This is a genomic window from Luteimonas rhizosphaerae (genome assembly GCF_002849595.1).
GTDB classification, from domain to species: Bacteria; Pseudomonadota; Gammaproteobacteria; order Xanthomonadales; family Xanthomonadaceae; genus Luteimonas; species Luteimonas cellulosilyticus.
Genome location: NZ_NRQR01000013.1, coordinates 95328 through 120007, shown reverse-complemented (window position 1 = coordinate 120007; position 24680 = coordinate 95328). Strand labels below are relative to the sequence as shown.

The 24680-nt window shown below is 69.5% G+C and carries 19 protein-coding genes and 2 pseudogenes; 16 read left to right on the top strand and 5 right to left on the bottom strand.

Features of this window, described 5'->3' with window-relative positions; genetic code table 11:
• Nucleotides 1-47: 47 nt before the first annotated feature.
• Nucleotides 48-2312 (bottom strand): TonB-dependent receptor plug domain-containing protein, encoded by a 2265-nt coding sequence (locus CJ022_RS06415; protein WP_101925837.1) that lies wholly within the window; start codon nucleotides 2310-2312, stop codon nucleotides 48-50.
• A gap of 201 nt (nucleotides 2313-2513) precedes the next feature.
• On the opposite strand from CJ022_RS06415, the gene CJ022_RS06410 reads away from it, so the two are divergent.
• Genes CJ022_RS06410 through CJ022_RS06400 form a run of 3 tightly spaced genes read left to right on the top strand, consistent with a single transcriptional unit; the run spans nucleotide 2514 to nucleotide 5676 of the window.
• Nucleotides 2514-3638 carry an NHL repeat-containing protein gene (locus CJ022_RS06410; protein WP_101925836.1) on the top strand — a complete coding sequence of 375 codons (1125 nt, stop codon included), beginning with the start codon at nucleotides 2514-2516 and terminating at the stop codon, nucleotides 3636-3638.
• On the top strand, nucleotides 3638-5074 hold the full coding sequence (locus CJ022_RS06405) for a purple acid phosphatase family protein (protein WP_233198632.1): 1437 nt from the start codon (nucleotides 3638-3640) through the stop codon (nucleotides 5072-5074). Before CJ022_RS06410 ends, CJ022_RS06405 begins: the two co-directional genes overlap by 1 nt.
• Nucleotides 5065-5676: an inorganic diphosphatase gene (locus tag CJ022_RS06400; protein ID WP_101925975.1), complete on the top strand. Its 612-nt coding sequence runs from the start codon at nucleotides 5065-5067 to the stop codon at nucleotides 5674-5676. Before CJ022_RS06405 ends, CJ022_RS06400 begins: the two co-directional genes overlap by 10 nt.
• 95 nt (nucleotides 5677-5771) lie before the next feature.
• On the opposite strand, the gene CJ022_RS06395 is transcribed toward CJ022_RS06400, so the two are convergent.
• Nucleotides 5772-7271, bottom strand: coding sequence for an aminotransferase class III-fold pyridoxal phosphate-dependent enzyme (locus CJ022_RS06395; RefSeq protein ID WP_101925835.1), 1500 nt, complete (start codon nucleotides 7269-7271; stop codon nucleotides 5772-5774).
• 228 nt (nucleotides 7272-7499) lie between these two features.
• On the opposite strand from CJ022_RS06395, the gene CJ022_RS06390 reads away from it, so the two are divergent.
• From CJ022_RS06390 to secF, 6 genes are all read left to right on the top strand, one after another.
• Nucleotides 7500-7931, top strand: a complete 432-nt coding sequence (locus CJ022_RS06390; protein ID WP_101925834.1) for an Lrp/AsnC family transcriptional regulator — start codon at nucleotides 7500-7502, stop codon at nucleotides 7929-7931.
• Nucleotides 7932-8268: 337 nt separating this feature from the next.
• Nucleotides 8269-9309 carry a tRNA preQ1(34) S-adenosylmethionine ribosyltransferase-isomerase QueA gene (queA, locus tag CJ022_RS06385; protein ID WP_101925974.1) on the top strand — a complete coding sequence of 347 codons (1041 nt, stop codon included), beginning with the start codon at nucleotides 8269-8271 and terminating at the stop codon, nucleotides 9307-9309.
• A 25-nt stretch (nucleotides 9310-9334) separates the two neighbouring features.
• Entirely contained in the window at nucleotides 9335-10471 is a 1137-nt protein-coding gene (gene tgt, locus CJ022_RS06380; RefSeq protein ID WP_101925833.1) for a tRNA guanosine(34) transglycosylase Tgt, read from the top strand.
• 113 nt (nucleotides 10472-10584) lie between these two features.
• Nucleotides 10585-10923, top strand: a complete 339-nt coding sequence (gene yajC / locus CJ022_RS06375; RefSeq protein WP_101925973.1) for a preprotein translocase subunit YajC — start codon at nucleotides 10585-10587, stop codon at nucleotides 10921-10923.
• Between the two features lie 134 nt (nucleotides 10924-11057).
• A complete protein-coding gene (gene secD / locus CJ022_RS06370; protein ID WP_101925832.1) occupies nucleotides 11058-12938 on the top strand; it encodes a protein translocase subunit SecD in 1881 nt (626 codons plus the stop codon).
• A 15-nt stretch (nucleotides 12939-12953) separates the two neighbouring features.
• Nucleotides 12954-13886: a protein translocase subunit SecF gene (gene secF / locus CJ022_RS06365; RefSeq protein ID WP_101925831.1), complete on the top strand. Its 933-nt coding sequence runs from the start codon at nucleotides 12954-12956 to the stop codon at nucleotides 13884-13886.
• 369 nt (nucleotides 13887-14255) lie between these two features.
• Here secF and CJ022_RS06360 read toward each other — a convergent pair whose 3' ends face one another.
• Complete coding sequence (locus CJ022_RS06360) at nucleotides 14256-15086, bottom strand: inositol monophosphatase family protein (RefSeq protein WP_101925830.1); 831 nt, start codon at nucleotides 15084-15086, stop codon at nucleotides 14256-14258.
• A gap of 100 nt (nucleotides 15087-15186) precedes the next feature.
• Between CJ022_RS06360 and CJ022_RS06355 the strand changes: the two are divergent.
• The 3 genes and pseudogenes from CJ022_RS06355 to CJ022_RS06345 all read left to right on the top strand — a co-directional run bounded on the left by CJ022_RS06355 (nucleotide 15187) and on the right by CJ022_RS06345 (nucleotide 19072).
• Nucleotides 15187-15931: pseudogene (locus CJ022_RS06355) on the top strand (RNA methyltransferase).
• A 124-nt stretch (nucleotides 15932-16055) separates the two neighbouring features.
• Nucleotides 16056-16943 carry a phosphate/phosphite/phosphonate ABC transporter substrate-binding protein gene (locus CJ022_RS06350; RefSeq protein ID WP_233198637.1) on the top strand — a complete coding sequence of 296 codons (888 nt, stop codon included), beginning with the start codon at nucleotides 16056-16058 and terminating at the stop codon, nucleotides 16941-16943.
• Complete coding sequence (locus CJ022_RS06345) at nucleotides 16940-19072, top strand: putative bifunctional diguanylate cyclase/phosphodiesterase (protein ID WP_101925828.1); 2133 nt, start codon at nucleotides 16940-16942, stop codon at nucleotides 19070-19072. The genes CJ022_RS06350 and CJ022_RS06345 overlap by 4 nt, the downstream gene beginning before the upstream one ends.
• Before the next feature lie 153 nt (nucleotides 19073-19225).
• On the opposite strand, the gene CJ022_RS06340 is transcribed toward CJ022_RS06345, so the two are convergent.
• The gene (locus tag CJ022_RS06340; protein ID WP_101925827.1) at nucleotides 19226-19873 is read right to left on the bottom strand and encodes an exopolysaccharide biosynthesis protein; all 648 of its coding nucleotides are present in this window, start codon (nucleotides 19871-19873) and stop codon (nucleotides 19226-19228) included.
• Nucleotides 19860-21170 (bottom strand): hemolysin family protein, encoded by a 1311-nt coding sequence (locus CJ022_RS06335; protein ID WP_101925826.1) that lies wholly within the window; start codon nucleotides 21168-21170, stop codon nucleotides 19860-19862. Before CJ022_RS06335 ends, CJ022_RS06340 begins: the two co-directional genes overlap by 14 nt.
• A gap of 265 nt (nucleotides 21171-21435) precedes the next feature.
• Here CJ022_RS06335 and CJ022_RS06330 point away from each other — a divergent pair, with 265 nt between their 5' ends.
• The 4 genes and pseudogenes from CJ022_RS06330 to CJ022_RS06315 all read left to right on the top strand — a co-directional run bounded on the left by CJ022_RS06330 (nucleotide 21436) and on the right by CJ022_RS06315 (nucleotide 24654).
• Nucleotides 21436-22062 (top strand): DUF47 domain-containing protein, encoded by a 627-nt coding sequence (locus tag CJ022_RS06330; RefSeq protein WP_101925825.1) that lies wholly within the window; start codon nucleotides 21436-21438, stop codon nucleotides 22060-22062.
• A 103-nt stretch (nucleotides 22063-22165) separates the two neighbouring features.
• Nucleotides 22166-23276 (top strand): annotated as a pseudogene (locus tag CJ022_RS06325) (anion permease).
• Nucleotides 23277-23575: 299 nt separating this feature from the next.
• On the top strand, nucleotides 23576-23944 hold the full coding sequence (locus tag CJ022_RS06320) for an MGMT family protein (protein WP_101925824.1): 369 nt from the start codon (nucleotides 23576-23578) through the stop codon (nucleotides 23942-23944).
• A 62-nt stretch (nucleotides 23945-24006) separates the two neighbouring features.
• Complete coding sequence (locus tag CJ022_RS06315; protein ID WP_101925823.1) at nucleotides 24007-24654, top strand: rhomboid family intramembrane serine protease; 648 nt, start codon at nucleotides 24007-24009, stop codon at nucleotides 24652-24654.
• Nucleotides 24655-24680: the final 26 nt, after the last annotated feature.

The following is a 24680-nucleotide window of genomic DNA, read 5'->3' as shown; positions in this document are numbered from 1 at the left end:
GAAAGCCGGCGTGCGCCGGCTTTCCCGATGTCGCGTTGGCAGTGCGCTCAGAACGCCCAGCGCATGACCATCTGGTAGCTCGGGCCGGCGAACTCCGTTTCCAGCTCGTACTCGTCGTAGTCGCGCGCAAGCTGGTCGCCGACCGTGTTGAACTTGTGGAACTCCTCGTCCTTCGAGGCGTCGAGCAGGTTGGACGCGGTCAGGCGCAGCGAGACGTTGGTGCCGAAGCGCTTCTCGACGAACGCTTCCAGGTCGTCGCCGTAGCTGATCGTGACCTCCTCGCCGACGATGCGGTTGTAGGCGTCGCCCTGCTTGCGGTACGACAGACCGAAGCTGGCCGCCAGCGTCGGCAGATCCTGGATGAAGCCCACGTTGAACGTCGAGCGGGCCTGGTCGTTGAAGCGGCGTTCGCCGATGAAGTCGTCGACGTTCGACTTGACGTAGGCGTAGTTCATGAACACGCCGGTGTCGTCCATGCCGAAACTGGTCAGCGGCGTCGACAGGTCGAACTCGACGCCGTAGACCTTGCCGTCGCCGACGTTGGCCGACGTGAACACGAAGCTCTCCGCGGGCTCCGCGGCCATCGCCTCTTCGACGGTCGCATACTCGCCGTCGTCCACCAGGTCTTCCCAGATGCCCTGCATCTCGTCGCTGGGCGCGCCGGTGTTGACCAGTTCGATCAGGTTGCTGACGTCGCGGTAGAACAGATTGACGCCGACGACGCCGCGCTTGCCCAGACGACGCTCGTAGCCCAGATCGAGGCCGTTGGCGGACTCGGCATCGAGATCGGGATTGCCGATGTAGTCGTTGTCGCCGTAGCTCTTCGCCAGCGACAGGCTGACGCGGTCGGCATCGGTCAGGTCCCACTTCAGGTGCAGCGACGGCAGCAGTTCGCTGTAGTCCTTCGTCACCCGCAGGGTGTCGCCGTCCTGGGTCGATTCGACGTCCGAATCGGTGGTCTCGTAGCGCAGGCCCGCTTCCCAGGCCAGCACGCCGGCGGCGCCGGAGAACATCAGGTAGGGATCGACGCGGGTCTCTTCGATGAGGCTGCCGACGAGGGTGTCCGGCGTGTAGACCACCGGGTCGCCTTCGTTCTCGGCGGCGAACTCGTAGTAGGCGTGGTCGATCTCGCGCTCCTTGCTTCGGTAGTCGACGCCGAACTCCATGACCGTGCTGCCGACCGGGCGCTTGTGCGCCAGCTTGAAGCTGGTCTCGGCGTCGCTGGCGTCGATGTCCAGGCGCTCGGCCTCGGATTCGTCCCACTCGCCATCGACGTAGGCGTGGGCTTCCTCGGTCTCCATCGTCTTGTCTTCGAACCGCGCGTAGTCGGCGTCCAGCTCGGTGGTGCCGCCGGCCATGTCGAACTTGTATTCCGCGCCGACGCCCCAGTTCTTCTGGTCGACGGTCGCCATGCCGGGCACGTCGGCGGTGATGACCTCGCCGTCGTCGTATTCCTCTTCGAACGACACCTCGGTGATGTCGCGATCGGTCTTGACGTAGAAGCCGTCGATGCTCAGGCGGCCGGTGGCGCCGATGTCGGCGGTGTAGGACACGTTGCCCGAGTAGTCGCGACCGTCCTTGACCTCCTGCTGGTCCTCGAAGCTCACCAGTTCCTCCATCGAGGGATCGGCGAAGCGGTCGGAACGCTTGGTCTTGGCGCGGTAGCGGTCCTGCACGTTGACGCCGGCGAGGATGCGGCCGCCCAGCGCGTCGCCGCTGTTCACGGCGCCGAAGGTCGGGTTGACCTCGCCGTCGTCCCAGCGGTTCACGCCGACGCGCAGGTAGCTGCCGTCGAACTCGTAGGCGTCGCGCAGGACGATGTTGATCGCGCCGGCGATGGCGTCGCCGGAGCGGTTGGCGCTGTTGCTGCGCAGGACCTCGATGCGGTCGACCATCTCCGCCGGGATGCGGTCCACCCAGAACGAGCGGTCGTCGCCCGCGCCCGGCACCTTCTTGCCGTTGATCAGCACCTGGGTGTAGCCGCCGCCGAGGCCGCGCAGCTGCACGCCGTCGTATTCCATGATGTCCGAGCCGACGAACGCCGCACCCGGCACGCGCTTGACCATGTCGCCGACGGTGTTCGGCTCGAAGCGCTGGAAGTATTCGAGGTCGTAGCTCAGCACCGGCTCGGTGTCGGGCGTGCGGTTGCGGTAGGCGATCTCGCCCTGCACGACGACCGTGTCGAGCTGTTTGGGATCGGGCGCGGCATCGAACGCACCGTCGGGAGTCGTGGTCTGGGCGAGTGCCGTCGGCGCCACCAGGGCAAGCAGGAGGGCCTGCGACAGGACGGTGGCCTTGGAGATGCGGTTCATGCGCGCGGGGAATCCGGGTGTGAAGTGATCCGGGCATTGAATGTCGCTTGCATGTCAGGCGTGTGACCGTCCCGGACGCGGACGTGCGACCGTACCCGCGCCGCACCGGCAGCGGCGGCGTCTGCAATCCAGCCGTCATGAAGCGCGCGGATGATTTGACGGTTAGATGACAGCCCTCCCGCTCCAAAGGTCGATTTTCCGATGCCAAAGTGTCTGCTTGCCGTTGCTGCGTCCTGCTTCCTGCTCACCGCCTGTGCGGGCACGCCCGTCGCCGGCGATGCCGAAGATCGCGCCGACCGCGCGCGTGAAGCCATCCGTCCTGCCGCGACCCTGGACGCCGTGCCGGTGCCCGAGGCGTTCGTCACCCCGATGACGCCGGCGGACAACATCGATTCGGTCGCCAGCTGGACCGGTGCCGACGGCCGCGTGCTGCTGCTGGCGACGGCCAAGGCCACCGATCGCCTGGTGATCTACGACGGCAGCACCGGCGCGTTCGTCCGACACGTCGGCCGGCCGGGCCAGGGCCCGGGCCAGTTCGACCGTCCCAACGGCATTGCCGTCGCCGGCGACCTGGCCTTCGTCGTCGAGCGCGACAACCACCGCGTGCAGGTGTTGCGCCTGCCCGGCATGCAGCCCGTCGCGGTGTTCGGCGCCGACGTGCTGGAGCAGCCGTACGGCCTGTGGGTGACCCCGGTGGCCGGCGGCTACGAGGTCTACGTGACCGACGCCTACATGGCGGGCGAGGACGCCGCGGGCGACGACATCCTGCCGCCGCTCGATGCGCTCGACCGTCGCGTGCACCGCTTCGCGGTCGCGGGTGACGGCGATGCCCTGACCGGCCGGCACCTCGGCGCGTTCGGCGACACGTCGCCGGCAGGCGCGCTGCGCGTGGTGGAATCGCTGTGGGGCGACGCGGCCAACGATCGTCTCCTCGTGGCCGAAGAGGACGAGACCTATGCCAACGAGTTCAAGGTCTACGACCTGCAGGGAAGGTTCAGCGGTCGCACCATCGGCGGCGAATTCCTGAAGGCGCAGGCCGAAGGCATCATGCTGAAGACCTGCGCCGACGGCAGCGGCTGGTGGATCACCACCGAGCAGGGCAAGGGCCGCACGGCATTCCATCTATTCGAACGCGCGTCGCTGGCCCATGCCGGCGTGGTCGCCGGGCCCACGGTGGCCAATACCGACGGCATCTGGTTGCACGATGCGCCGACGGCGGCCTTCCCCGACGGCGTGTTGTACGCGGTGCACGACGACCAGGGCGCGGTCGCCATCGACTGGCGCGACATCGCGTCCGCGTTGAAGCTGCCGGCGTGCGCCCGCTGATGGCCGCGTCCATCATTCCGTCGCCGCTGCGCCGCAGCCTCCTGCTGATGGCGCTGCTGCTGGCACTGCCCGCGGCCGGCGCCGCCGACATCGGCCGGACGCCGGCGGACGCCACGACGCCCGAGCCGAATACGCTCGTCCCCAAGGGCGTCATGCGTTACGCGCCGAGTGTCTTTCCCGACCGCATCGTCGCCTCGCCGGCGCAGGATGCCTCGACGGGCTTCGGCGTGTCCTGGCGCACGGCGTTGCCGGCGCAGTCGTCGCCCGTCGTCGATGCGCTCGTCGTGGAGGTCGTCGTCGCTGGCGACTCGCCGGACATGGGCCCGCGTCGCCGCATCGCGGCGCGCAGCACGTCCCTGGACGGCGAGAACGGCGCCGCCGAATTCCATCACGCCGATATCGACGGCCTGCAACCGGACACGCTCTACGCCTGGCGCGTGCAGGGCGGCGGCACCTGGAGCCCGTGGATGCAGACCCGCACCGCGGCCGTGGCCGATACGCCGCTGACGCTGCTGTACTTCGGTGATACCCAGAACAAGAACGCGAGCCTCAGCACGCGCGTGCTGCGCGAAGCGCATCGCCGTGCGCCCGACGCGAAGCTCGCGCTGTTCGCCGGCGACCTGGTCAGCGGCGGCGACGGCGCAGACGACAACGAATGGGGTGAGTGGTTCGACGCGATCGGGCCGCTGGCGACGATGGTCGTCAACGCACCGGCGCCGGGCAACCACGAGTACCGGGAAGAGTTCGAGGACACGCCGCAGGAGCGCCGCGTGCTCGGCGGACACTGGTCGCGCACGTTCGCGCTGCCGGCCAACGGCGCGTCGGGCGCCGAGGGCACGAGCTACTGGTTCGACTACCAGGGCGTGCGCGTGGTGGTGCTCGACGGGACTTCGGCGCTGGATCTCGGCACGGCGGAAGCGCAGGCGGCGTGGCTGGATCGCACGCTGGCCGACAACCCGCATCCGTGGTCGATCGCATTGATCCACCAGCCGATGTATTCGCCGCGCCAGGACCGCGACAACGTCGCCCTGCGCGATCACGTGTTGCCCGTGCTGGAACGTCGCCGTGTCGATCTGGTGCTGCAGGGCCACGACCACGTCTACGGTCGTCGCGCCGGCGAGGACGCGTCGCGCGCCACGCCGCAGTACCTGGTCTCGGTGGTCGGTGCGAAGCAGTACCGGCTGTCGGACGGGGCGCGTCGCGACATGGCGCCGACGGCGGAGGACACGCAGCTGTTCCAGGTCATCCGCCTCGACGGCGATACGCTGCATTACGAATCGCGTACCGCGACCGGCCGCCTCTACGACGCGTTCGAACTCCGCGGCGCGACGCCGGCCACGCGCACGCTGCACGAGATCACCGAGGGCCGGATCGCGCCGCGCGACTGCACCCGGGCTGCGACGCTCAAGGGTCGGACCGACCGGTGCTGGGAGTGAGCCTGCGCCGTCGCATCGCGGCAGCGGTGCTCGTCACCGCGTCGGCGCTGGCGATCCCGGTCGCGGCGTCGGCTGCAACGCCGCCTGCACACGACCGGCAACCGGCGAATGCGCCGGACGAGGCCGTGCTGCGGGTGGAGATCCCGGCGGGCGGCGTCATCAAGTACGAGAGCGATGCCGCCGGCCGCATCCATGTCGACCGGTTCCTGTCGATGCCGATGGCCTATCCGACGAACTACGGTGCGCTGCCGGGCACGTTGGCCGGCGACGGCGATCCGCTCGACGCGCTGGTGCTGACGCGCGCGCCGTTGCCGCCGGGCGTGCTGGTCCGGTTCCGGCCGCTGGGCGTGCTGCGCATGGTCGACGACGGCGCCGCCGACGAGAAGCTCATCGGCGTGCCGGCCGACGACGTGGATCCGACGTATGCCGAAATCCGTTCGCTCGACGACCTGCCGGCGATGGAGCGCGCGCGCATCGAAGCGTTCTTCCGGATCTACAAGGACCTGCCGGCCGGTGGCAATCGCGTGCGGCTGTCGGGCTGGGGCGACGCCGACGAGGCGCGCGGGCTGATCCGCGCCGCTGTGGACGCGTTCGACGACTGAGCCGGCCTGCACGGGCACGCTCGGATGGGTGACACGAGAAAAAGCCGCCGGGAGACCGGCGGCTTTCCTGTTGCAAACAGCGGTAGTTGCGCGGCTTACGCCGCCGCGGCGGCCTGCTGCTGCGGTCCTTCGCGCAGGGCGCGACCGATCATCGCGACCAGCAGGTCGATCTCGTCGTCGGCGATCGCGAAGTGCGGGGTGAAGCGGAGCGAATTGGTGCCGCCGTGGATCACGCCGAGGCCGCGCTCGCGCAGCCATTCCTCGGTCGAGCCGGCGCCGTAGCACTTGAACTGCGGCGCGAGTTCGCAGGAGAACAGCAGTCCGGTGCCCTGGACCTTGGTGACCAGTCCGCCGAGTTCGGCCTTCAGCGCTTCGAGCTTCTCGACCGACTTGCGGCCGGCGATGCGGATGTTCTCGCGGATCGCCGGGGTCAGCTGGTCGAGCACGGCGCAGGCGACGTCGAGTGCGCGCGGGTTGGCGGTCATCGTGTTGCCGTAGACGCCGCTCTTGTAGAGGCCGGCGGCGCGCGTGTTCACGGCGAGCACCGACAGCGGGTACTGGCCGGCGTTGAGGGCCTTCGAATAGGTCTCCATGTCCGGCGCGTCCAGGCCTTCGAAGCCCGGGTAGTCGACCACCGACAGCACGCCGTGCGCGCGCAGGCCGGCCTGGATGGAATCGACCAGCAGCAGGCTGTCGTGCGCCCGCGTGAGCTCGCGCGCGGCGGCATAGAACGCCGGCGGCAACGCGCGGCCCGGGTCGCCTTCGCCCATCACCGGCTCGAGGAACACGGCTTCGACGAACCAGCCGTTGCTCTCCGCATCGGCGAATACCTGGCGCAGCGCGTCGACGTCGTAGGGCGGCACGGTGATCAGCGAATCCTCGTCGCGGAAGCTCGCCAGATACTTCTTGTACGCGGCGCGCGAGGAATCCGAATACAGCGCCGGGCGTTCGGTGCGGCCGTGGAAACTGCCCTTGACCACGACGCGCTTGATCGTGCGGCCGGCGTGGCGCCCGCCCGGATCGGTCTGGGTGCGGGTGTTGATGTCGGCGATGCGCGCGGCCAGGCCGACCGATTCCGAGCCGGAGTTCAGGCACAGGAAGTGGCTGAAGGGGCAGGCGTCGTCACCGCGCGTGTGGCCGATCTCGCGGCGCAGGGCGCGCTCGAGCCGCAGTTGCGAGAGGCTCGGCGTCATGATGTTGGCCATCGGCACCGGACGCGCCATCGCCTCGATCACCGCGGCAGGCGTGTGGCCGAAGCCGAGCATGCCGTAGCCGCCGGAGTCGTGCAGCACGGCGCCCTTCAGCGTGACGATCCACGGGCCGCACGCGACGAGCGCGACGTACGGATTCACCGCGTCGCCGGGATAGAAGTTCACGTAGCCGGCCTGCACGGCGCGCACCTGCGCGTCCTCGTCCAGGTCCAGCAGCTCGGGGAACTCGCCCTGGATGCGCGCGTACTCGGCGGCGGCGGCATCGATGGCCTCGCGCAGGTCCGGGTGCGTGGCGGCGAACGTGGCCAGGACGTCGTCGGCGAGGCCGGTGGTGCGTTGGCCGCCGTGCTGGCGCAGCGGGGCGAGAGGGGCGATGACGGACATACGGGCTCCTTGGAAAGCAGGGGAGGCGGCGGATCGGGTCGGCGTCGCATCGACGGCGCGGTCCGGGGCCGGGCGCGGCGATGAGATCGCGGCGCCTGCCCGATGGGCACGGCCGGCGACGAGACACGACGCGGTCACTCCATTATCTCGATCAAACTGTCGGTTGTAAGGTGCGGATTGCGCAGAAAGCCGTAGACTATCGGCAGATCGCCGAACCTGTTCGTCCTAATGCGCACCGAAGCCTCCGATGCCCTGCTGCTGTCGCTGCTGCGCGAGAACGCGCGCCTGTCGACCGCGGAGATCGCACGCCGCCTGCAGCTGTCGCGCACCACGGTGCAGAGCCGGATCGAACGGCTCGAGCGCGAAGGCATCATCAGCGGCTACACGGTGCGGGTGCGCGACGACCACGAGCGCAGCCACATCCGCGCCCAGATCATGATCACCGTGCGCCCGCGGCAGATGACCCCGGTGGTGACCGCGCTGCGCGCGATCAGCGAGGTCCGCAGCCTGCATTCGGTCAGCGGGCCCTACGACCTGATCGCACTGGGCGTCGTGCCCTCGGTCGACGACATGGACGTGCTGACCGACCGCATCGGCTATATCGAGGGCGTCGAGCGCACCACCTCGTCGATCATCCTGTCGACGAAGTTCGAGCGCTGACGCGGGCGCCGCGCGCTGGAGGCCGGGATCACGGCGCCGTTCACTCGCGTGGGAGGTCTGCCGGCTGGAGCGTCCAGCGGCGGGGGCGGCTTGCCGCGGTGGCGCGGGCATCCGGCGATGACCACCTTCCGACATGAAGGGCACCGCGCCCCGTGTACGGAGAAGGGATGAGGCGTGCCACGTCCAGTCGGACGCCCATGGCGGATTGACCGTCGACGGAGTCGGGGGCGGCACTGACCGCGTCTGCCGGCGCATCCGCCAGCGGGCCCCGGGCAGGCAGGGCGGGCGACCCGTCCACTTCATTACAATGTGCGGCCGCATCGCCGCTTCGCGTCCCTTGAAGAAGTCCGACTTCCATTTCGACCTGCCCGAGGCGCTGATCGCCCAGGCGCCGCTGGCCGAGCGCTCGGCCAGCCGTCTGCTGCACGTGCCGCCGGGCGACGGCGCCTTCGACGACCGCCAGGTGCGCGACCTGCCGGCGCTGCTGCAGCCGGGCGACCTGCTGGTGTTCAACGACACGCGGGTGATTCCGGCGCGGCTGTTCGGCAACAAGACCAGCGGCGGGCGGGTCGAGATCCTGATCGAGCGGCTGCTGCCCGGCAACGAGGCGCGGGCGCAGATCGGCGCGAGCAAGTCGCCCAGGCCCGGCGGCCGCATCGTGCTCGACGGCGGTGGCGAGGCCGAGGTGCTGGCGCGCGAGGACGGTTTCTACCACCTGCGGTTCGAGATCGACGACACGCTCGAGTCCTGGTTGCTGAAGGCGGGGCGCATGCCGTTGCCTCCCTACATCCGCCGCGCGCCCGGCCACGACGACGCGGAGCGCTACCAGACCGTGTTCGCGCGCGAGGTCGGCGCGGTCGCGGCGCCGACGGCAGGCCTGCATTTCGACGACGCGCTGCTCGAGCGCCTGCGCGCGCGGGGCGTCGCCTTCGGCCACGTGACCCTGCATGTCGGCGCCGGTACCTTCCTGCCGATGCGGGTCGACGATGTCCGCGAGCACCGCATGCACAGCGAGTGGCTCAATGTCGGCGCCGAACTCGTCGCCCAGATCCGGCGCACCCGCGAGGCCGGCGGCCGGGTCATCGCGGTCGGCACGACGGTCGTCCGCGCGCTGGAGAGCGCCAGCGTCGACGGCGAGCTGCATCCGTTCGCGGGCGAGACCCAGATCTTCATCTTTCCCGGCTACCGCATCCGCAGCGTCGACGGGCTGGTGACCAATTTCCACCTGTCCGAATCGACCCTGCTGATGCTGGTCTCGGCCTTCGCCGGCAAGGACCGCGTGTTCGCGGCCTACGCGCATGCGGTCCAGGCGCAGTACCGGTTCTTCTCCTACGGCGACGCGATGCTGCTGTGGGGCGCCGACGCGCCCGCTGCCTGACCGTCGTCCGCGCCCACGAGTTCCCATGTCCCGACTGCAATTCGAACTGCTCACCACCGATGGCGTCGCGCGCCGCGGCCGGCTGACCTTCCCGCGCGGCACCGTCGAAACCCCGGCCTTCATGCCGGTCGGCACCTACGGCACGGTCAAGGGCGTGCTGCCCGGCCAGGTGCGTGCGCTGGGCGCGGAGATCATCCTCGGCAACACCTTCCACCTGTATCTGCGGCCGGGGCTCGACGTCATCGAGGCGCATGGCGGCCTGCACGGGTTCGCGCGCTGGGACGGGCCGATCCTCACCGATTCGGGCGGTTTCCAGGTGTTCTCGCTGGCGCACAAGCGCAAGATCACCGAGGAGGGCGTGACCTTCGCCGCGCCGACCGACGGTTCGAAGGTGTTCCTCGGCCCCGAGGAGAGCATGCGCATCCAGAAGGTGCTCGACTCGGACATCGTGATGATCTTCGACGAGTGCCCGCCGGTGCAGATCGACGGCAAGCCGGTGCATCCGCGCGTCGTCGAGACGTCGATGGAGCTGTCGCTGCGCTGGGCGGCGCGCTCCAAGCGTGCGCACGAAGGCAACGATGCCGCGCTGTTCGGCATCGTGCAGGGCGGCGTGCACCATGACCTGCGCACGCGTTCGGCCGAGGGGCTCAAGGACATCGGCTTCGACGGCTATGCGATCGGCGGCCTGGCGGTCGGCGAGACCGAGGACGAGCGCAACGCGATGCTCGATCACACGGCGCCGCAGCTGCCGCAAGACCGCCCGCGCTACCTGATGGGCGTCGGGCGGCCGGAGGATCTGGTCGAAGCGGTCGCCCGCGGCGTCGACATGTTCGATTGCGTGATGCCCACCCGCAACGCGCGCAACGGCCATTTCTTCACCTCGACCGGCGTGATCCGCATCCGCAACGCGCAATACGAGAAGGATCTGCGGCCGATCGAGGAGGGCTGCGGCTGCGAGGCCTGCAGCGGCGGCTTCACCCGCGCCTACCTGCGGCATCTGGACCGCTGCGGCGAGATGCTCGGGCCGATGCTCGGCACCCTGCACAACCTCTGGTACTACCAGACGCTGATGGCCGACATGCGCGCCGCGATCGCCGCGGGAACCTTTTCCGTGTTCCGGGAGTCTTTCCATGCGGCGCGACGGGGAACCGGCGCCGCCTGAGTGCCGTCCCGCCCCCGCGACCCTTGCCGCCACGGCCCCGCCGCCGCCCGTCCCTGTGCCGGCGCCGGGTCGTGGCATAATCGCCCGCTGTTTTTCGCCCGATGGATGCCCCGATGAATCTGCTCGACCTTGTGATCGCTCCCGCCCACGCCGCCGCTGCCGCCCCCGCGGGCCCGAGCATGCTGTCGACGCTGGCCTTCCCGATCATCCTGATCGGCATCATGTATTTCCTGATGATCCGCCCGCAGATGAAGCGCACCAAGGAACACCGCGCCATGCTGGAGAAGCTGTCGGTCGGCGACGAAGTCATCACCAACGGCGGCATCGCGGGCGTCGTCCGCGCGATCGGCGACAGCTTCCTGACGATCGAGATCGCCGAGCGCGTCGAGATCCGCGTGCAGAAGGGCGCGGTCGGCAACGTGCTGCCCAAGGGCACCCTGAAGTCGGCCTGATCGCATCCGGCCACCGGGCCCGCCGGGTCCGTCCGCGGACGCCCCGTTTCCGGTCGCGCGCCGTCCCCACGCCGGGGCGGTGCCGCGTCCGATCCCGGGCGCGTTCCACCCCTTTCCGCTAGGCGGTATCCGCAATGCTTGAATTTCCCCGCTGGAAGTACGTCCTGATCCTGCTGGTGCTGGTGGTGTCGACGCTGTACGCGCTGCCCAACATCTACCAGAAGAATCCTTCGGTGCAGATCACCGCCAACACCAGCGAGGCGCGCGTCGACGATGCGTTGCGCCAGCGGGTCGACGGCCTGCTGCAGACCGCGGGCGTGACGCCGGTGGGCGTCGAGATCGACGACAGCCATCTGCTGGTGCGGCTGCCGGATTCCGACGCGCAGACGCTCGCATCGGACACCCTGCGCGGCGCGCTGGGCGAGGATTATTCGGTCGCGCTGAATCTCGCATCGACGGTGCCGGAGTGGCTCGAGAACATCGGCGCCTCGCCGATGTCGCTGGGTCTGGACCTGCAGGGTGGCGTGCATTTCGTCATGCAGGTCGACCAGGAAGCCGCGCTGCAGAAGCGCGTCGACGGCTACGCCGACGGCATCCGCACCACGCTGCGCGACGAGCGCATCGGCTATTCCAGCGTCGAGCGCCGCGCCGACAACAGCATCGGCATCGTGCTGGTCGAGGGCGCGGACGTCGCCCGCGCACGCGGCCTCGTCGCGACCGCGGTCGCCGGCACCTCGGGCGGCATGCCCGGCAACGCGCCGCAGACGGCGGTCGACGGCAACCGCATCACGGTCCGCCTGTCGCAGGCCGAGATCGCCGGCATCGCGACCGATGCCGTCGAACAGAACCGCACCGTCATCGCCAACCGCATCAATTCCATCGGCGTGTCCGAGCCGGTGCTGCAGCGCCAGGGCGAGGACCGTCTGGTCATCCAGCTGCCCGGCCTGCAGGACACCGCCGAGGCCAAGCGCCTGATCGGCGCGACCGCGACCCTGGAGTTCCGCGCCGTCACCGGCGACGAGAACCAGGCGGCCGCGGCCGTGGCATCGGGCAACATCCCGGCCGATTCGCGCGTCTACTACAACGATCTCGACCAGCCGCTGCTGCTGTCGCGACGCGTGCTCGTGTCCGGCGACCAGCTGATCAACGCGACGCCGCAGACCGATTCCCAGACCGGCACCCCGGCCGTGGGCATCACGCTCAACAGCGCCGGCGGCAAGCGCATGCTCGACCACACGCTGCAGAACGTCGGCAACCGCCTCGGCATCGTCTATGTCGAACGCATCCCGACGGTGCGCGTCGTCGATGGCGAGGAAGTCCGCTCGTCGCGCTCGGTCGAGCGCGTCATCAGCTCCTCGACGATCCAGGGCGTGTTCGGCCGCGAGTTCCAGACCACGGGCCTGAGCCACGACGAAGCGGCGGATCTCGCCCGCCAGCTCAAGGCCGGCGCGCTGGCCGCGCCGATGGACTTCGTCGAGGAGCGGGTCGTCGGTCCGAGCCTCGGTGCCGAGAACGTCGAGCGCGGCATGACCGCGGTGCTCTACGCGTTTCTGTTCACCCTGGTGTTCTTCATGCTGTATTACCGCATGTTCGGCATCGTCACCTGCCTGGCGCTGGTGCTGAACCTGTTGATCGTCGTCGCGGTGATGTCGCTGTTCGGCGCGACCATGTCGCTGCCCGGCTTCGCCGGCCTGGCGCTGTCGATCGGCCTGTCGGTCGACGCCAACGTGCTGATCAACGAGCGCATCCGCGAGGAACTCCGCGCCGGCATGCCGGCGAAGGCGGCGATCGTGACCGGCTACGAGAAGGCCTCCGACACCATCCTCGATTCCAACCTCACCGGCATGATCGCGGGCATCGCGCTGTACGCCTTCGGCACCGGTCCGCTGCAGGGCTTCGCGGTCACGCTGGTGATCGGCATCATCGCGTCGATGTTCACGGCCATCGTCGTGTCGCGCGCGCTGGTGACGCTGATCTACGCGCCGCGCAAGAAGCTCAAGACTCTGGCGATCTGACGGGAGATCCTGACCATGACACTGTTCCCGCTTTCGCTGATCCCCAACGACACCCGCATCGATTTCATGCGGTTCCGCCACATCTGGCTGCTGATCGCCGCGACGCTGATCGTCGGCGCGCTGGCCGTCATCGGCATCAAGGGCTTCAACTTCGCCCTGGATTTCACCGGCGGTACCGCGGTCAACGTCCGCTTCGAGAACCCGGTCAGCGTCGATGACGTGCGCGAGCGCCTGGACGTCGCCGGCGTGGAGAACGCGCAGGTGCAGACCTTCGGCAGCGGCAACGACCTGCTGATCCGGGTGCGTGCGGCCGAGGACGTCACCAACGTCGACGGCAAGACCACCGACGAGAATCCGGGCCGCATCCTCGGCATCGAATCGATCGGCTCGCAGGTCTCGGGCGACCTGCGCCAGAACGCGATCTACGCCGCGATCTTCGTGCTGGTCGGTTTCCTGCTCTACATCGGTTTCCGCTTCGAGCTGAAGTTCGCGATCGTCGCCAGCATCACCACGCTGTTCGACGTGCTGGTGGTCGCGGGCCTGTTCGCGCTGACCGGACGCGAGTTCGACCTGACGGTGCTCGCCGGCCTGCTCGCGGTCATGGGCTTCTCGATCAACGACACGATCGTGGTGTTCGACCGCGTGCGCGAGAACTTCCGCGGCCTGCGCGCCGAGCCGCTGGAAGTCTTCAACCGCTCGATCAACCAGACCCTGTCGCGCACGATCATCACGTCGCTGGTGTTCTTCCTGTCGGTGCTCGCGCTGTTCCTCTACGGTGGCGGCTCGCTCGAGGGCTTGGCGCTGACCCAGATGATCGGTGCGGTCGTGGCGACGCTGTCGTCGATCCTGATCGCCTGTCCGCTGCTGACCGTCGGTCCGCTGCGGGTGACCAAGCAGGACCTGCTGCCGAAGGCCCGCGACGAGGCCGCGCTGGCCCGTCGTCCCTGACCGGGCAGGGTGCCGAAACGGGAAAAGCCGCGCGTTGCGCGGCTTTTTTTTGGGTTCGAGCGGGGCGTGTTCCCGGATTCCGGGACCCCGCGTTCCCTGCAGGGGACGCTCGCGCCCGACAGGGCCGAGCAGGCGCCATCCGTTCGCGTGGCATGCTTGCGCGCACCCGCGTACGCCACGTTTGCGAACCGGCATGGGGATGGACACGCGCAGGCCGGCAAGGTCCTGGGCTGTTGCGCGCGAGCGCGCTCCAGCAGGTTGTGCGGGCTCGATGGGCGGACGAAGTGCCCGACACGCGCTGCCGCCCAAGAAAAAGCCGCGCGGTGCGCGGCTTCTCCGATCATCCAGCGACGCTGGGATCCGACACCGTCAGTCGAACGCCTTCGCGTAGCCCGAGGCGACGAGCGACTTCTGCAGGCCGTCGATCAGCTTGACGTTGGCCGCCACGATCTGGCGACCGCCGGCCGGCGCGGCGTTCATCGGACCGGTCGGCGCGCCCTTGAAATCGCAGATGCGGCCGCCGGCTTCGCGCACCATCAGCACGCCCGCGGCGATGTCCCAGGGATGCACGCCGGCTTCGAAATAGCCGTCGTAGCGACCCGCGGCCACGTAAGCCAGGTCGAGCGCGGCCGAACCGCAACGGCGGATGTCCTCGGCCGTCTCCAGCAGCACGTCGATGCCGCGCAGCTGGGCGCCGGCGCGCTTGCGCTCGCGCGGTGCGAAGCCGGTGGCGAGCATCGCGCCCGACAGGTCGCGACGGTCGGCGACACGCACACGGCGCTCGTTGAGCTGGGCGCCACCGCCGCGGCTCGCGGTGAACAGCTCGTTGCGCAGCGGATCGAAGATCACGCCGTGGATCGCCTCGACCCCCTCGACCAGTGCGATCGAGACGCACCAGTGCGGAATGCCGCGCAGATAGTTGCTGGTGCCGTCGAGCGGATCGATGACCCAGGTGTAGCGCGTGCCGCCGCCACGTCCGGGCTTCGCGCCGCCTTCTTCGCCCAGCACCGCGTAGTCGGGATGCGCCTTGCGCAGTTCCTTGACGATCGCCTCTTCCGCCAGCCCGTCGACCTCGCTGGCGTAATCCAGCCGGTCCTTCTCGACCACGTTGAGCGCATCGAGGCGGTGCATGTGCCGCAGCAGGACGTTGCCGCCCGCGCGTGCCGCCTTGATCATGATGTTGACAGCAGGTTGTTGCATCGCGGACAGCTCCGGGCGCAGTCGGGAATCGAGGGGGAAAAGAGCGCTGCCGGCGCGTTGGCCGGGCGCGCAGTTTACCATTCGCGTCATGCACGCGCCCATGAACACCACGACCGGACCCGCGTCCGACGCCGCCAGCCGCCTCCGCGTGGTGCTGGTGGGCACCCAGCATCCGGGCAACATCGGCTCCGCGGCCCGCGCGATGAAGACGATGGGGCTGCACCGGCTCGTGCTGGTCGATCCGCAGAAATATCCGCACAACGAGGCCGACATGATGGCCGCCGGCGCCGACGACCTGCTGGCCTCGGCCGTCGTCGTCGACACCCTGGCCGACGCGGTCGCCGACTGCCGCCTGGTGCTTGGCTGCACCGCGCGCAGCCGCCGCGTGCAGCTGCGCGAACTGCGCCCGCGCGATGCCGCCGCCGCCGCGCACACGGCTGCGCTCGCCGGTGGCGAGGTGGCGCTGGTGTTCGGCCGCGAGCGCACCGGTCTCGAGAACCACGAGCTGCAGCTGTGCCAGGCCGCGGTCCACATCCCGGCCAATCCCGACTACAGCTCCTTGAACCTGGCGGCCGCCGTGCAGGTGCTGAGCTACGAACTGCGGCTGGCCGGCCTCCCCCGATGCGGTGCCGCACGCCGAGCTGGAAGGCTTCTTCGGCCAGCTGGCCGACACCCTCGAGGCGATCGATTTCCACAAGGGCCGCGCGCCCGATTCGGCGATGCGCAAGCTGCGCCGGCTGTTCGTGCGCACCGGGCTGGACGAGAAGGAAGTGCGCCTGCTGCGCGGCATCCTCGCCGATGCCCAGCGCATGGCGCGCCTCGCGCGCGACGCCGACCGCGCCTGACGGCGCTGTCGCGCGGCCGGGCTTTCCGCTAGTCTCGCGACTTGCCTCCAGGTCCGGCGATTCCGTGACAGCGCGATTCCCGTCTTTCCAACGCGTCCTGTCCGGTGTGTTCACCGCGATCCTCCTGTCCGCATTGCCCTGGGGCGGCGCGTTGGCCGAGGCCACCGAGCATCCCGACGAACTGGTGCTCGGCCGGATCAGCGACGATCCGCAGTCGCATTACGAACAGCTCAGGCCGCTGCTCGACTACGTGGTCGCGCGGATGGGCGATGTCGGCATCACCCGCGGCCGCATCCTGATGGCGCGCGACGTGCAGCAGATGCAGAGCTACCTGCGCCGCGGCCGCGTGGACTGGGTGACCGAGACCGCCAGCAGCGCGACGCTGCTGGAATCGCGCGCTGGCGCGGTGCCGATGCTGCTGACCGAGCGCGACGGCGTCAGCCGCTACCACACGATTTTCTTCGCGCGCCGCGACAGCGGCATCGCCACGCTCGACGATCTGCGCGGCCGCAGCCTCGCGTTCCAGAACCGGCAGTCGTCCAGTGCGTACTTCGTGCCCGCCGGGGAACTGCTGGTGCGCGGCTTGCCGCTGGAGATCCTGCTGTCGCCGACCGACCAGCCGGGCGCGGGCTCGGTCGGCTACCTGTTCGCGCGTTCGGAATTCAACATCGCGTCGTGGGTGCACAAGCGCCTGGTCGACGCGGGCGCGATGAGCAACCTCGACTGGGACAACCCGCGGCGCGTGCCGCCGGCCTTCAAGCGCGATTTCGTGGCGTTCCATTCGACGCCGCCGTTCCCGCGTGCGCTGGAGATGGTGCGCGGCGACTTGGAGCCGCGGGTGGCCGCGCGCCTGCGCGACGTGCTGCTCGCCGCCGCGGACGATCCCGCGGCGCAGGATGCCCTCCAGCGGTTCTTCCGCACGACCGCGCTCCTGCCGGTCGACGCGGACGTGCGCCGTGAGATCGACCAGCTGGGCGTGGGCGCCCTGCGCGTCGCGGCGGACGTCGAATGACGCGCGAGGGTGGCCTGCAGCGGACCTTCCTCGCCCTCAGCGGCGTCACGCTGCTGCTCGCCGTCGTGGCGATCGGCCTGGTGCTGCACCAGCAGAACCGCACCCAGCGGGCGATCCTCGCGCTGAGTCAGGAGTCGATGCACACGCTGGCGTCGCAGCGGCTGCTGTCGCGCGGCAAGGCGATCTCGGAGCAGGTCGCCGAGGCCCTGGTGAACCCGGTGTACTACTTCGACCTCGAGGCGATCGGCACCACGATCCGCAACGTGCTGCGCCAGCCCGACGTCAGCTACGTGCTGGTCTACGACGCGGACGGGCGCATCCTGCACGACGGCACGCGCGAGATCGCCGTCTACGGGCAACCGATGGACGACGCCTTCTCGCGCGAGGCGGTCGCCGCGCTCGGCTTGCACGTGCAGCGCGACGAGGACCTGTTCGACATCGCCGCGCCGATCCTGATGGGCGACCAGCGCCTCGGCGGCGTGCGCATCGGCTACTCGCTGGCGACCGCACGCGCGGACGAGCGGGGCGTCGTCGCGGCGATGCAGGCGCAGCTGGACCGGATCCGCCTGCGCCACCTGACGGTCATCGGCCTGTTGCTGCTGACCCTGGTCACGCTCGGCGCGGTGGTCGCGCTGGTGCTGCAGCGCCGGCTGGTGCGTCCGGTCCGGCAACTGGCCGCAGCGGCGCAGCAGATCGAAGCGGGCGACTATGCCGCGCGCCTGCCGGCCGACGGCCGCCGCGACGAGATCGGCGACCTGATGCGGGCCTTCGACCGCATGCGCGACAGCATCGCGCGTCACGACCGCGACATCCGCCGCATGGCCTATACCGACACGCTGACCGGCCTCGCCAACCGGCTGGCGCTGCGCGAGAGTCTCGACCAGCGTCTGCCTGCGCTGCAGGGAGGGCCCGGCCGCGTCGCGCTGCTGTTCGCCGACATCGACGACTTCAAGCGCGTCAACGACACCCTCGGACACGACGTCGGCGACGAAGCGCTGGTGCAGTTCGCCGCGCGCATCCGCGACGCCGTGGATGCGCACGGCGTCGACGACGCGATGGTCGCGCGCTTCGGCGGCGACGAGTTCGTGGTCCTGCTCCAGCAGGACGGCGACGCCGACGAGACCCTGGCCGAGAGCGCGGGCCGGCTCGCGGCGCGACTCGTCGAGATCGTCGCCCAGCCCATCGACGTGCAGGGACGCCAGGTCTTCCTCGGCATCTCGATCGGCGTCACCGTGTTTCCCGACGACGCGGCCACGACGGCGATGCTGCTGCGCAACGGCGACATCGCCATGTACCAGGCCAAGCAGTCGGGCAAGAACGGCTACCGGTTCTACAGCCTGGAGATGAACCAGGCGGTCGAGCGCCGGGTCCGCCTGGAGCAGGAACTGCGCGGGGCCTGGGATCGCGACGAACTGAGCCTGGTCTACCAGCCGGTGTACCGGATGGAGGACAACGTGCTGGTCGGCGTCGAGGCCCTGCTGCGCTGGCAGCACCCGGAGCTGGGCGCGGTGTCGCCGGCGGTGTTCATCGACGTCGCCGAGCAGAGCGGCCTGATCGACGTCATCGGCCCCCTGGTGCTGCGTGCCGCCTGCGTCCAGGCGCGTGCCTGGCAGCAGGCGGTGCCGGACGCGGCCGACCTGTTCGTGTCGGTCAACGTCTCGCCGCGCCAGCTGCGCAGCGGCGAGTTCGCGAACGATGTCGAAGCGGCGCTGCGCGATTGCGCGCTGGATCCGCGCCATCTGCACATCGAGCTCACCGAGACCGCGATCATCGGCGACGAGGCGCGCATCGGCCAGCTGCTGACGACGCTGCGCCGGCTCGGCGTCAAGGTCTGGCTCGACGATTTCGGGACCGGTTTCTCGGGTCTGAGCCATCTGCGGCGGGTGCCGGTCGATGGCGTCAAGATCGATCGCAGCTTCGTCGCCGACCTGTTGCGCGACCCCGACGACCTGGCGCTGACGACGGCCGTCATCTCGATGGCGCATTCGCTCGGCATCACCGTCGTCGCCGAAGGCGTCGAGAAGGAAGGGCAGTTCAACGTGCTGCGCGATCGCGGCTGCGATCTCGCCCAGGGCTACTGGCTCGGGTATCCGATGCGGGCCGAGGAATTCCGCGCCCTGCTGGAGTGAGCGCGAGGCCCGGTCGGTCGGCACGGCATGCCGTGCAGGCGGGTGACGGCGCGCGCGCGAGGGTGCCCGGATGCATCCCGCACGCATCGCGTCTTCAGCAAACGCCCGATCAACGTCGCCGCGGGTCGTCCCACGTATCCCGGTACCGCGCGTCTAGAACAGCCGCCCCAGCCATTCGGTCGCCGCGGTCGCGAGCGCGCCGCTGAGCACGCCGAAGAACCCGATCGCGACGATGCCCGCGACCCACGCCGCCAGCATCAGGGCGCCGTCGCGCTCCAGCAGCGCCAGCGCGAACGCCAGCAGCAGCACGCCGAAGACGTAGTTGGTGAACGGGATCGGCAGTGCCAGCAGCACGCCGAGCAGCACCAGCAACAGGCCGGTGAACATCGCCGCCGCGCGGTGGTCGAGCAGGGCGGGCAGCCGCGGACGGCTGACACGCTCCAGCCGCCGGAACCAGGGTTCGAGGATCTTCTCGAAGCGCTGCACCGAGCTGCGGTGCGGTCCGCGCTCGGCGATGAAGCGCGGCAGCCACGGCTTGCGCAGGCCGACCAGCAGCTGCAGGCCGACCAGCGCCACCAGCGGGCCGCCGACCGCGCCGCCGACACCGGGCACCGGGATGAAGGCCGGCAGCGTCGCGACGAACAGCATCATGCCGAAGACCCGCTTGCCGAGCCCGATCAGCAGCTCGCCGAACCGCAGCTGGTCGTCGGGGTCGCCGAACGCCATGGCCGCCAGCAGGTCGCGGGTGCCGGCTTCCGCGCGCGCGGCGGCATCCGGCGCGCGGCGGTCATCCCGCGTCATCGGCGACCTCGTCGCTCGCAAGCCGCTGCAGCAGCAGCTTGTCGACGCGGGGTCCATCCAGATCGACGATCTCGATCCGCCAGCCGTTCCAGTCGAAGTGTTCGGCGACGTTCGGAATGCGGCCGAACGTGGCGATGGTCATGCCGGCGGCCGTGTGGAAGAAATGCTCGTCCTCGCCGGGCAGCGGGCCGCCACCGATCAGCTCGCGCAGGTTGTCGGTGGTCAGGCTGCCGTCGATCAGCATGGAGCCGTCCTCGCGCATGACCACCAGCGGCGTCGAATCCGCACCGCTGCTCTGGGTGCGGCCGATGACCGCTTCCATGACGTCGTTGAGCGTGACCATGCCGGTGATGTCGCCGTATTCGTCGACCACCAGCGCCAGCGACTGCTGCGCCTCGCGCAGGATCTCCAGCAGCTTCATCGCCGGCGTCGACTCGGACACGAACAGCGGCTCGCGCAGATACTTGAACAGGTCGAACTCGCGTTCCTCGAGGCGGTCGATCAGCGACTTGATCTCGAGCACGCCGACGACGTCGGCATCGCTGCCGCGATAGACCGGATAGCGCGAATACGGCGTCTCGCGCATGTCGGCGAGGTTGTCCTCGAAACTGGCCGCGCTGTCGAGCCAGGCGATGCGCTTGCGCGGCGTCATCAGGCTTTCCGCGTCGCGATCGCCGAGCGTCAGCACGCGGTTCATCATGTTGCGCTCGTCGGCGTCGATGACACCCTGCTCGTGGCTTTCGCTGACGAGCATGCGGATCTCTTCTTCGGTGACCTGCGAGGCCTCGGTCCGGTGCAGGCGCAGCAGCCGCAGCAGGCCTCGCGTGCTGCTGCTCAGCAGCGTGACCACCGGGGTCGCGACCCGCGACAGGATCTGCATCGGCAGCGCGATCGCGCTGGCCACCTTCTCCGGCGCCAGCAGCGCCAGGCGCTTGGGCAGCAACTCGCCCAGCACGATGGTCAGGAAGGTGATCATGCCGACCGCGAGCACCAGGCCGACGGTCATCGCGTAGGTGCCGAGGATCGGCAGGTGCTCGACCAGCCAGCGGCCGATCAGCGCGCCGATCGCGTCGCCGCCGAACATGCCGGTCAGGATGCCGACCAGGGTGATGCCGACCTGCACGGTCGACAGGAACCGTTCCGGATGCTCGGCCAGCTCGAGCGCCCGGCGCGCGCTGGCGCTGGTCTGCGCCTGCTGCTTGAGCCGCGGCTTGCGCGAGGTCACGACCGACATTTCCGACATCGCGAAGAACGCGTTGCAGGCGATCAGGAGGAGAACGACCAGGAATTCGAACATCAGTGCACCACGCAAGCGGCGGGCGCCTGCATCGTCAGGAGGGGGAAGCGAGCGGCCGCGGGAACATCACGCGGGCCGGGGGGCGGTCTAGAGTCGTCGTCCATCGGGGGATCGGCAGCGCATTGGGGCGCGGCGGGGACTATAGCAGGGGGCCGTCGAGACGACGCCACGGGGCCGGGCTGGCCCGAACTGTCATCAAACCGTCATAATCCGCGCCTGTCCAAGCGCCAGCCCTCCGCTGGCGACCAGAATCCAAGGCGGCGTCATGTTTTCCCTGCAGACGATGTTCGGTCAAGGCAACCAGTTCTACACCCTGCTGGAGGAGGCCGCGATCGCCGCGCACGACAGCGCCCGGGCGCTGCACGCAATGCTGCGCGAGGCCGACCGGCAGCCGGCGCTCGACGCCTTCAAGCTGGCCCGCCACCGCGAGCGCGAGATCTCGGAGAAGATCAGCCAGGCCCTGGTCGACAGCTTCATCACGCCGATCGAGCGCGAGGACATCGAGGCGCTGGGCTCGGCGCTGTACAAGATCCCCAAGCAGATCGAGAAGTTCGCCGACCGCTACTCGCTGGCGACGATGCACCTCGAGCACATCGACTTCGCCCCGCGCGCGGCGATGCTGGAACAGGCGTCGGCCGTCGTCGTGAAGATGGTCAAGACCCTGCGCAGCATGAAACTCGAGCCGATGAAGGCGCTCAACGACGAACTGCGCGCGCTGGAGAACGAGGCCGACCGGCTGATGCTCGAGCTGTACCGAGACATCTACTCGGGCAAGCTCGATCCGCTGCAGATGTTCCTGCTCAAGGAATTCTTCGAAATCCTCGAGAAGGCCATCGACCGCTGCCGCGAAGCCGGCGTGGTGGCCTATGAGATCGTGCTGAAGAACTCCTGAGCCGCCCCGGGACCTGCCAGACCATGCGTATCCAGTCCGCTTCGCCGTCCGCGATGCCGTCGCGCGCCGTCTCCGGTCCGCGTCCGCGCGGGGAGGCCGCGCCATGCTGACCCTCGTGCTGATCGTGGTCGCGACCGCGCTGGTGTTCGAGTACATCAACGGCTTCCACGACACCGCCAACTCCATCGCGACCGTCGTCGCCACCAAGGTGCTGTCGCCGATGCAGGCCGTCGGCCTGGCCGCGTCGATGAACCTGATCGGCGCGCTGATGGGCACCGCGGTCGCGAAGACCATCTCGTCGGGGCTCATCGACGCGGGCGTCGTCGACGTCGGCTCGCAGCTGATCCTCTGCGCGCTGCTGGGCGGCATCGTCTGGAACCTGATCACCTGGTGGTGGGGCCTGCCGTCGTCGTCGTCGCACGCGCTGATCGGCGGGCTGATCGGCGCCGCCTTCGCCGCGGCGAACAACAATGTCGGTGTCGTCATCTGGTCCGAGCCGGCCGAGCCGTTCTGGCACAGCGCCGGCGTGCTGTGGAAGGTCATCGTGCCGATGGTGAGTTCCCCGGTGCTCGGGTTCGCGGCCGGCTTCCTGATGATGGGCGTGCTGTTCTTCGCGATCTCGATGATGGCGCGCAGCGGCGGCGTGCTCGCGCGGATCGCGCGGCCGCGGTGGGTCAACGCGTTCTTCGGCAAGAGCCAGATCGTCTCGGCGGCCGGCATGGGCTTCGCCCACGAAGACGATGGGCATCGTCGCGCTGACCCTGGTCAGCGCGCAGAGCGTCGGCACGCTCGACGACCTGCCGGCCTGGCTGGCATTCCTGCATCCCTCCGACGCCGCGCTGGCCGAGGGCGACATCGACCTGTGGATCAAGATCACCTGCGCGCTGGTCATGGCGGCGGGCACCGCAGCCGGCGGCTGGCGGATCATCAAGACGCTGGGCCACAAGCTGGTCAAGCTGCACCCGATCCACGGCTTCGCGGCCGAGACCAGCGCCGCCTCGGTGATCCTGGGCGCGTCGTCGCTGGGCATTCCGGTCTCGACGACCCACAACATCTCCGCGGCGATCATGGGCGTGGGCACGGCCAAGCGCCTCAACGCGATCAAGTGGACGGTCGTCAACAAGATGATCTGGGCGTGGATCCTGACGATCCCGATGTCCGGCGGCATCGCCTACGGCCTGTTCCGGCTGCTGCACAGCGTCGGCTGGGTCTGATCGGCGGAGGCCGACATCCGTCGGCCGTTTGCTAGAGTCCTCGGCCACCTGCAGGAGGACGTGCCCGTGCCCCGATCCGGCCTGACGACGTTCGACCCGAAATGCAGGCCGGTCCCGCACGCGATCGGACCGGCCCGCCCTGTCGCGCCGTCCACCACGCGGCCGCACCTCGGCGGCACGTCTTCGGTGTTGCTGCCGTGGGTGCAGGGCGGATGCGTCGGCGGCTTGGTGCTCCCCGGCATCGGACGGCTTCCGCACGCTACGCGTCCCGCCACGCCGGGTCCGAGCGCGCACCACGCATGGCAGTGAACACGTCGGACGCCGACAGCGGATACGCCGCCTCCCGGGCCCGCATCCTCGCGGCGATCCGCGCGGTGCCGGTCGGTCGCGTCGCGGGCTATGGCCATATCGCCCGGCGCGCCGGCCTGCCGGGACGCGCACGGCTGGTCGCGCGGGTGCTGCGCGACCATGGCGATCCGGACCTGCCCTGGCATCGCATCGTGCGCAGCGATGGCCGCATCGCATTCGCGGCGGACACGCCGGGCTTCGTCGAACAGACGCAGCGGCTGCGCGCGGAAGGCGTCGAGGTCGTGCGAGGACGCGTGCGCATGCCGGTCGCGGCGACGGCGCTCGATGCAGCGGTCTGGGGTCCGGACGCAATGTCCTGAGCGACGACGCCATCGCATCGCGCGCGGCCGGTATCATGGCGCGGCATTGTCGAGGAGTCCGGATGTTCCCCAACCTGCCGCCTGTCGTGAAAGCGCTGCTGGTCATGAACGCCATCGTGTTCGTGCTGCAGCTGGCGTTGAACAACGCGCCGTTCTATCCCTTCATGCTGTGGCCGCTGGGCGGCGGCGATGCGGGCGGCCTGTCGTTCATGCCGTGGCAGCTGGTGACCTACGGGTTCCTGCACGGCAGCCTGACGCATCTCTTCTTCAACATGCTCGCGTTGTTCATGTTCGGCGCGCAGCTGGAGCACACCTGGGGCCCGAAGCGGTTCCTGACGTATTACGGCGTGTGCGTGGTCGGCGCCGGCCTGTGCCAGCTGGGCGTGGTCACCTGGTCGCTGGCGCAGGGCGCATTTCCGTATCCGACGCTCGGTGCGTCCGGCGGCGTGTTCGGCCTGCTGCTGGCCTACGGGATGCTGTTCCCGAACCAGCGGATCATGCTGCTGTTCCCGCCCATCCCGATGCGCGCGCGCACCTTCGTCATCGTCTACGGCCTGGTCGAGCTGGTGCTCGGCATCACCGGCACGCGGTCGGGCGTGGCCCACTTCGCGCACCTGGGCGGCATGCTGTTCGGCTGGCTGCTGATCCAGCACTGGCGCGGGCGTCCGCCGTTCAATCGCCGTCGCCGCGGACACGTGCGCCGGCTGTAGGTCCACCGCGACGCGAAGATTGCTCG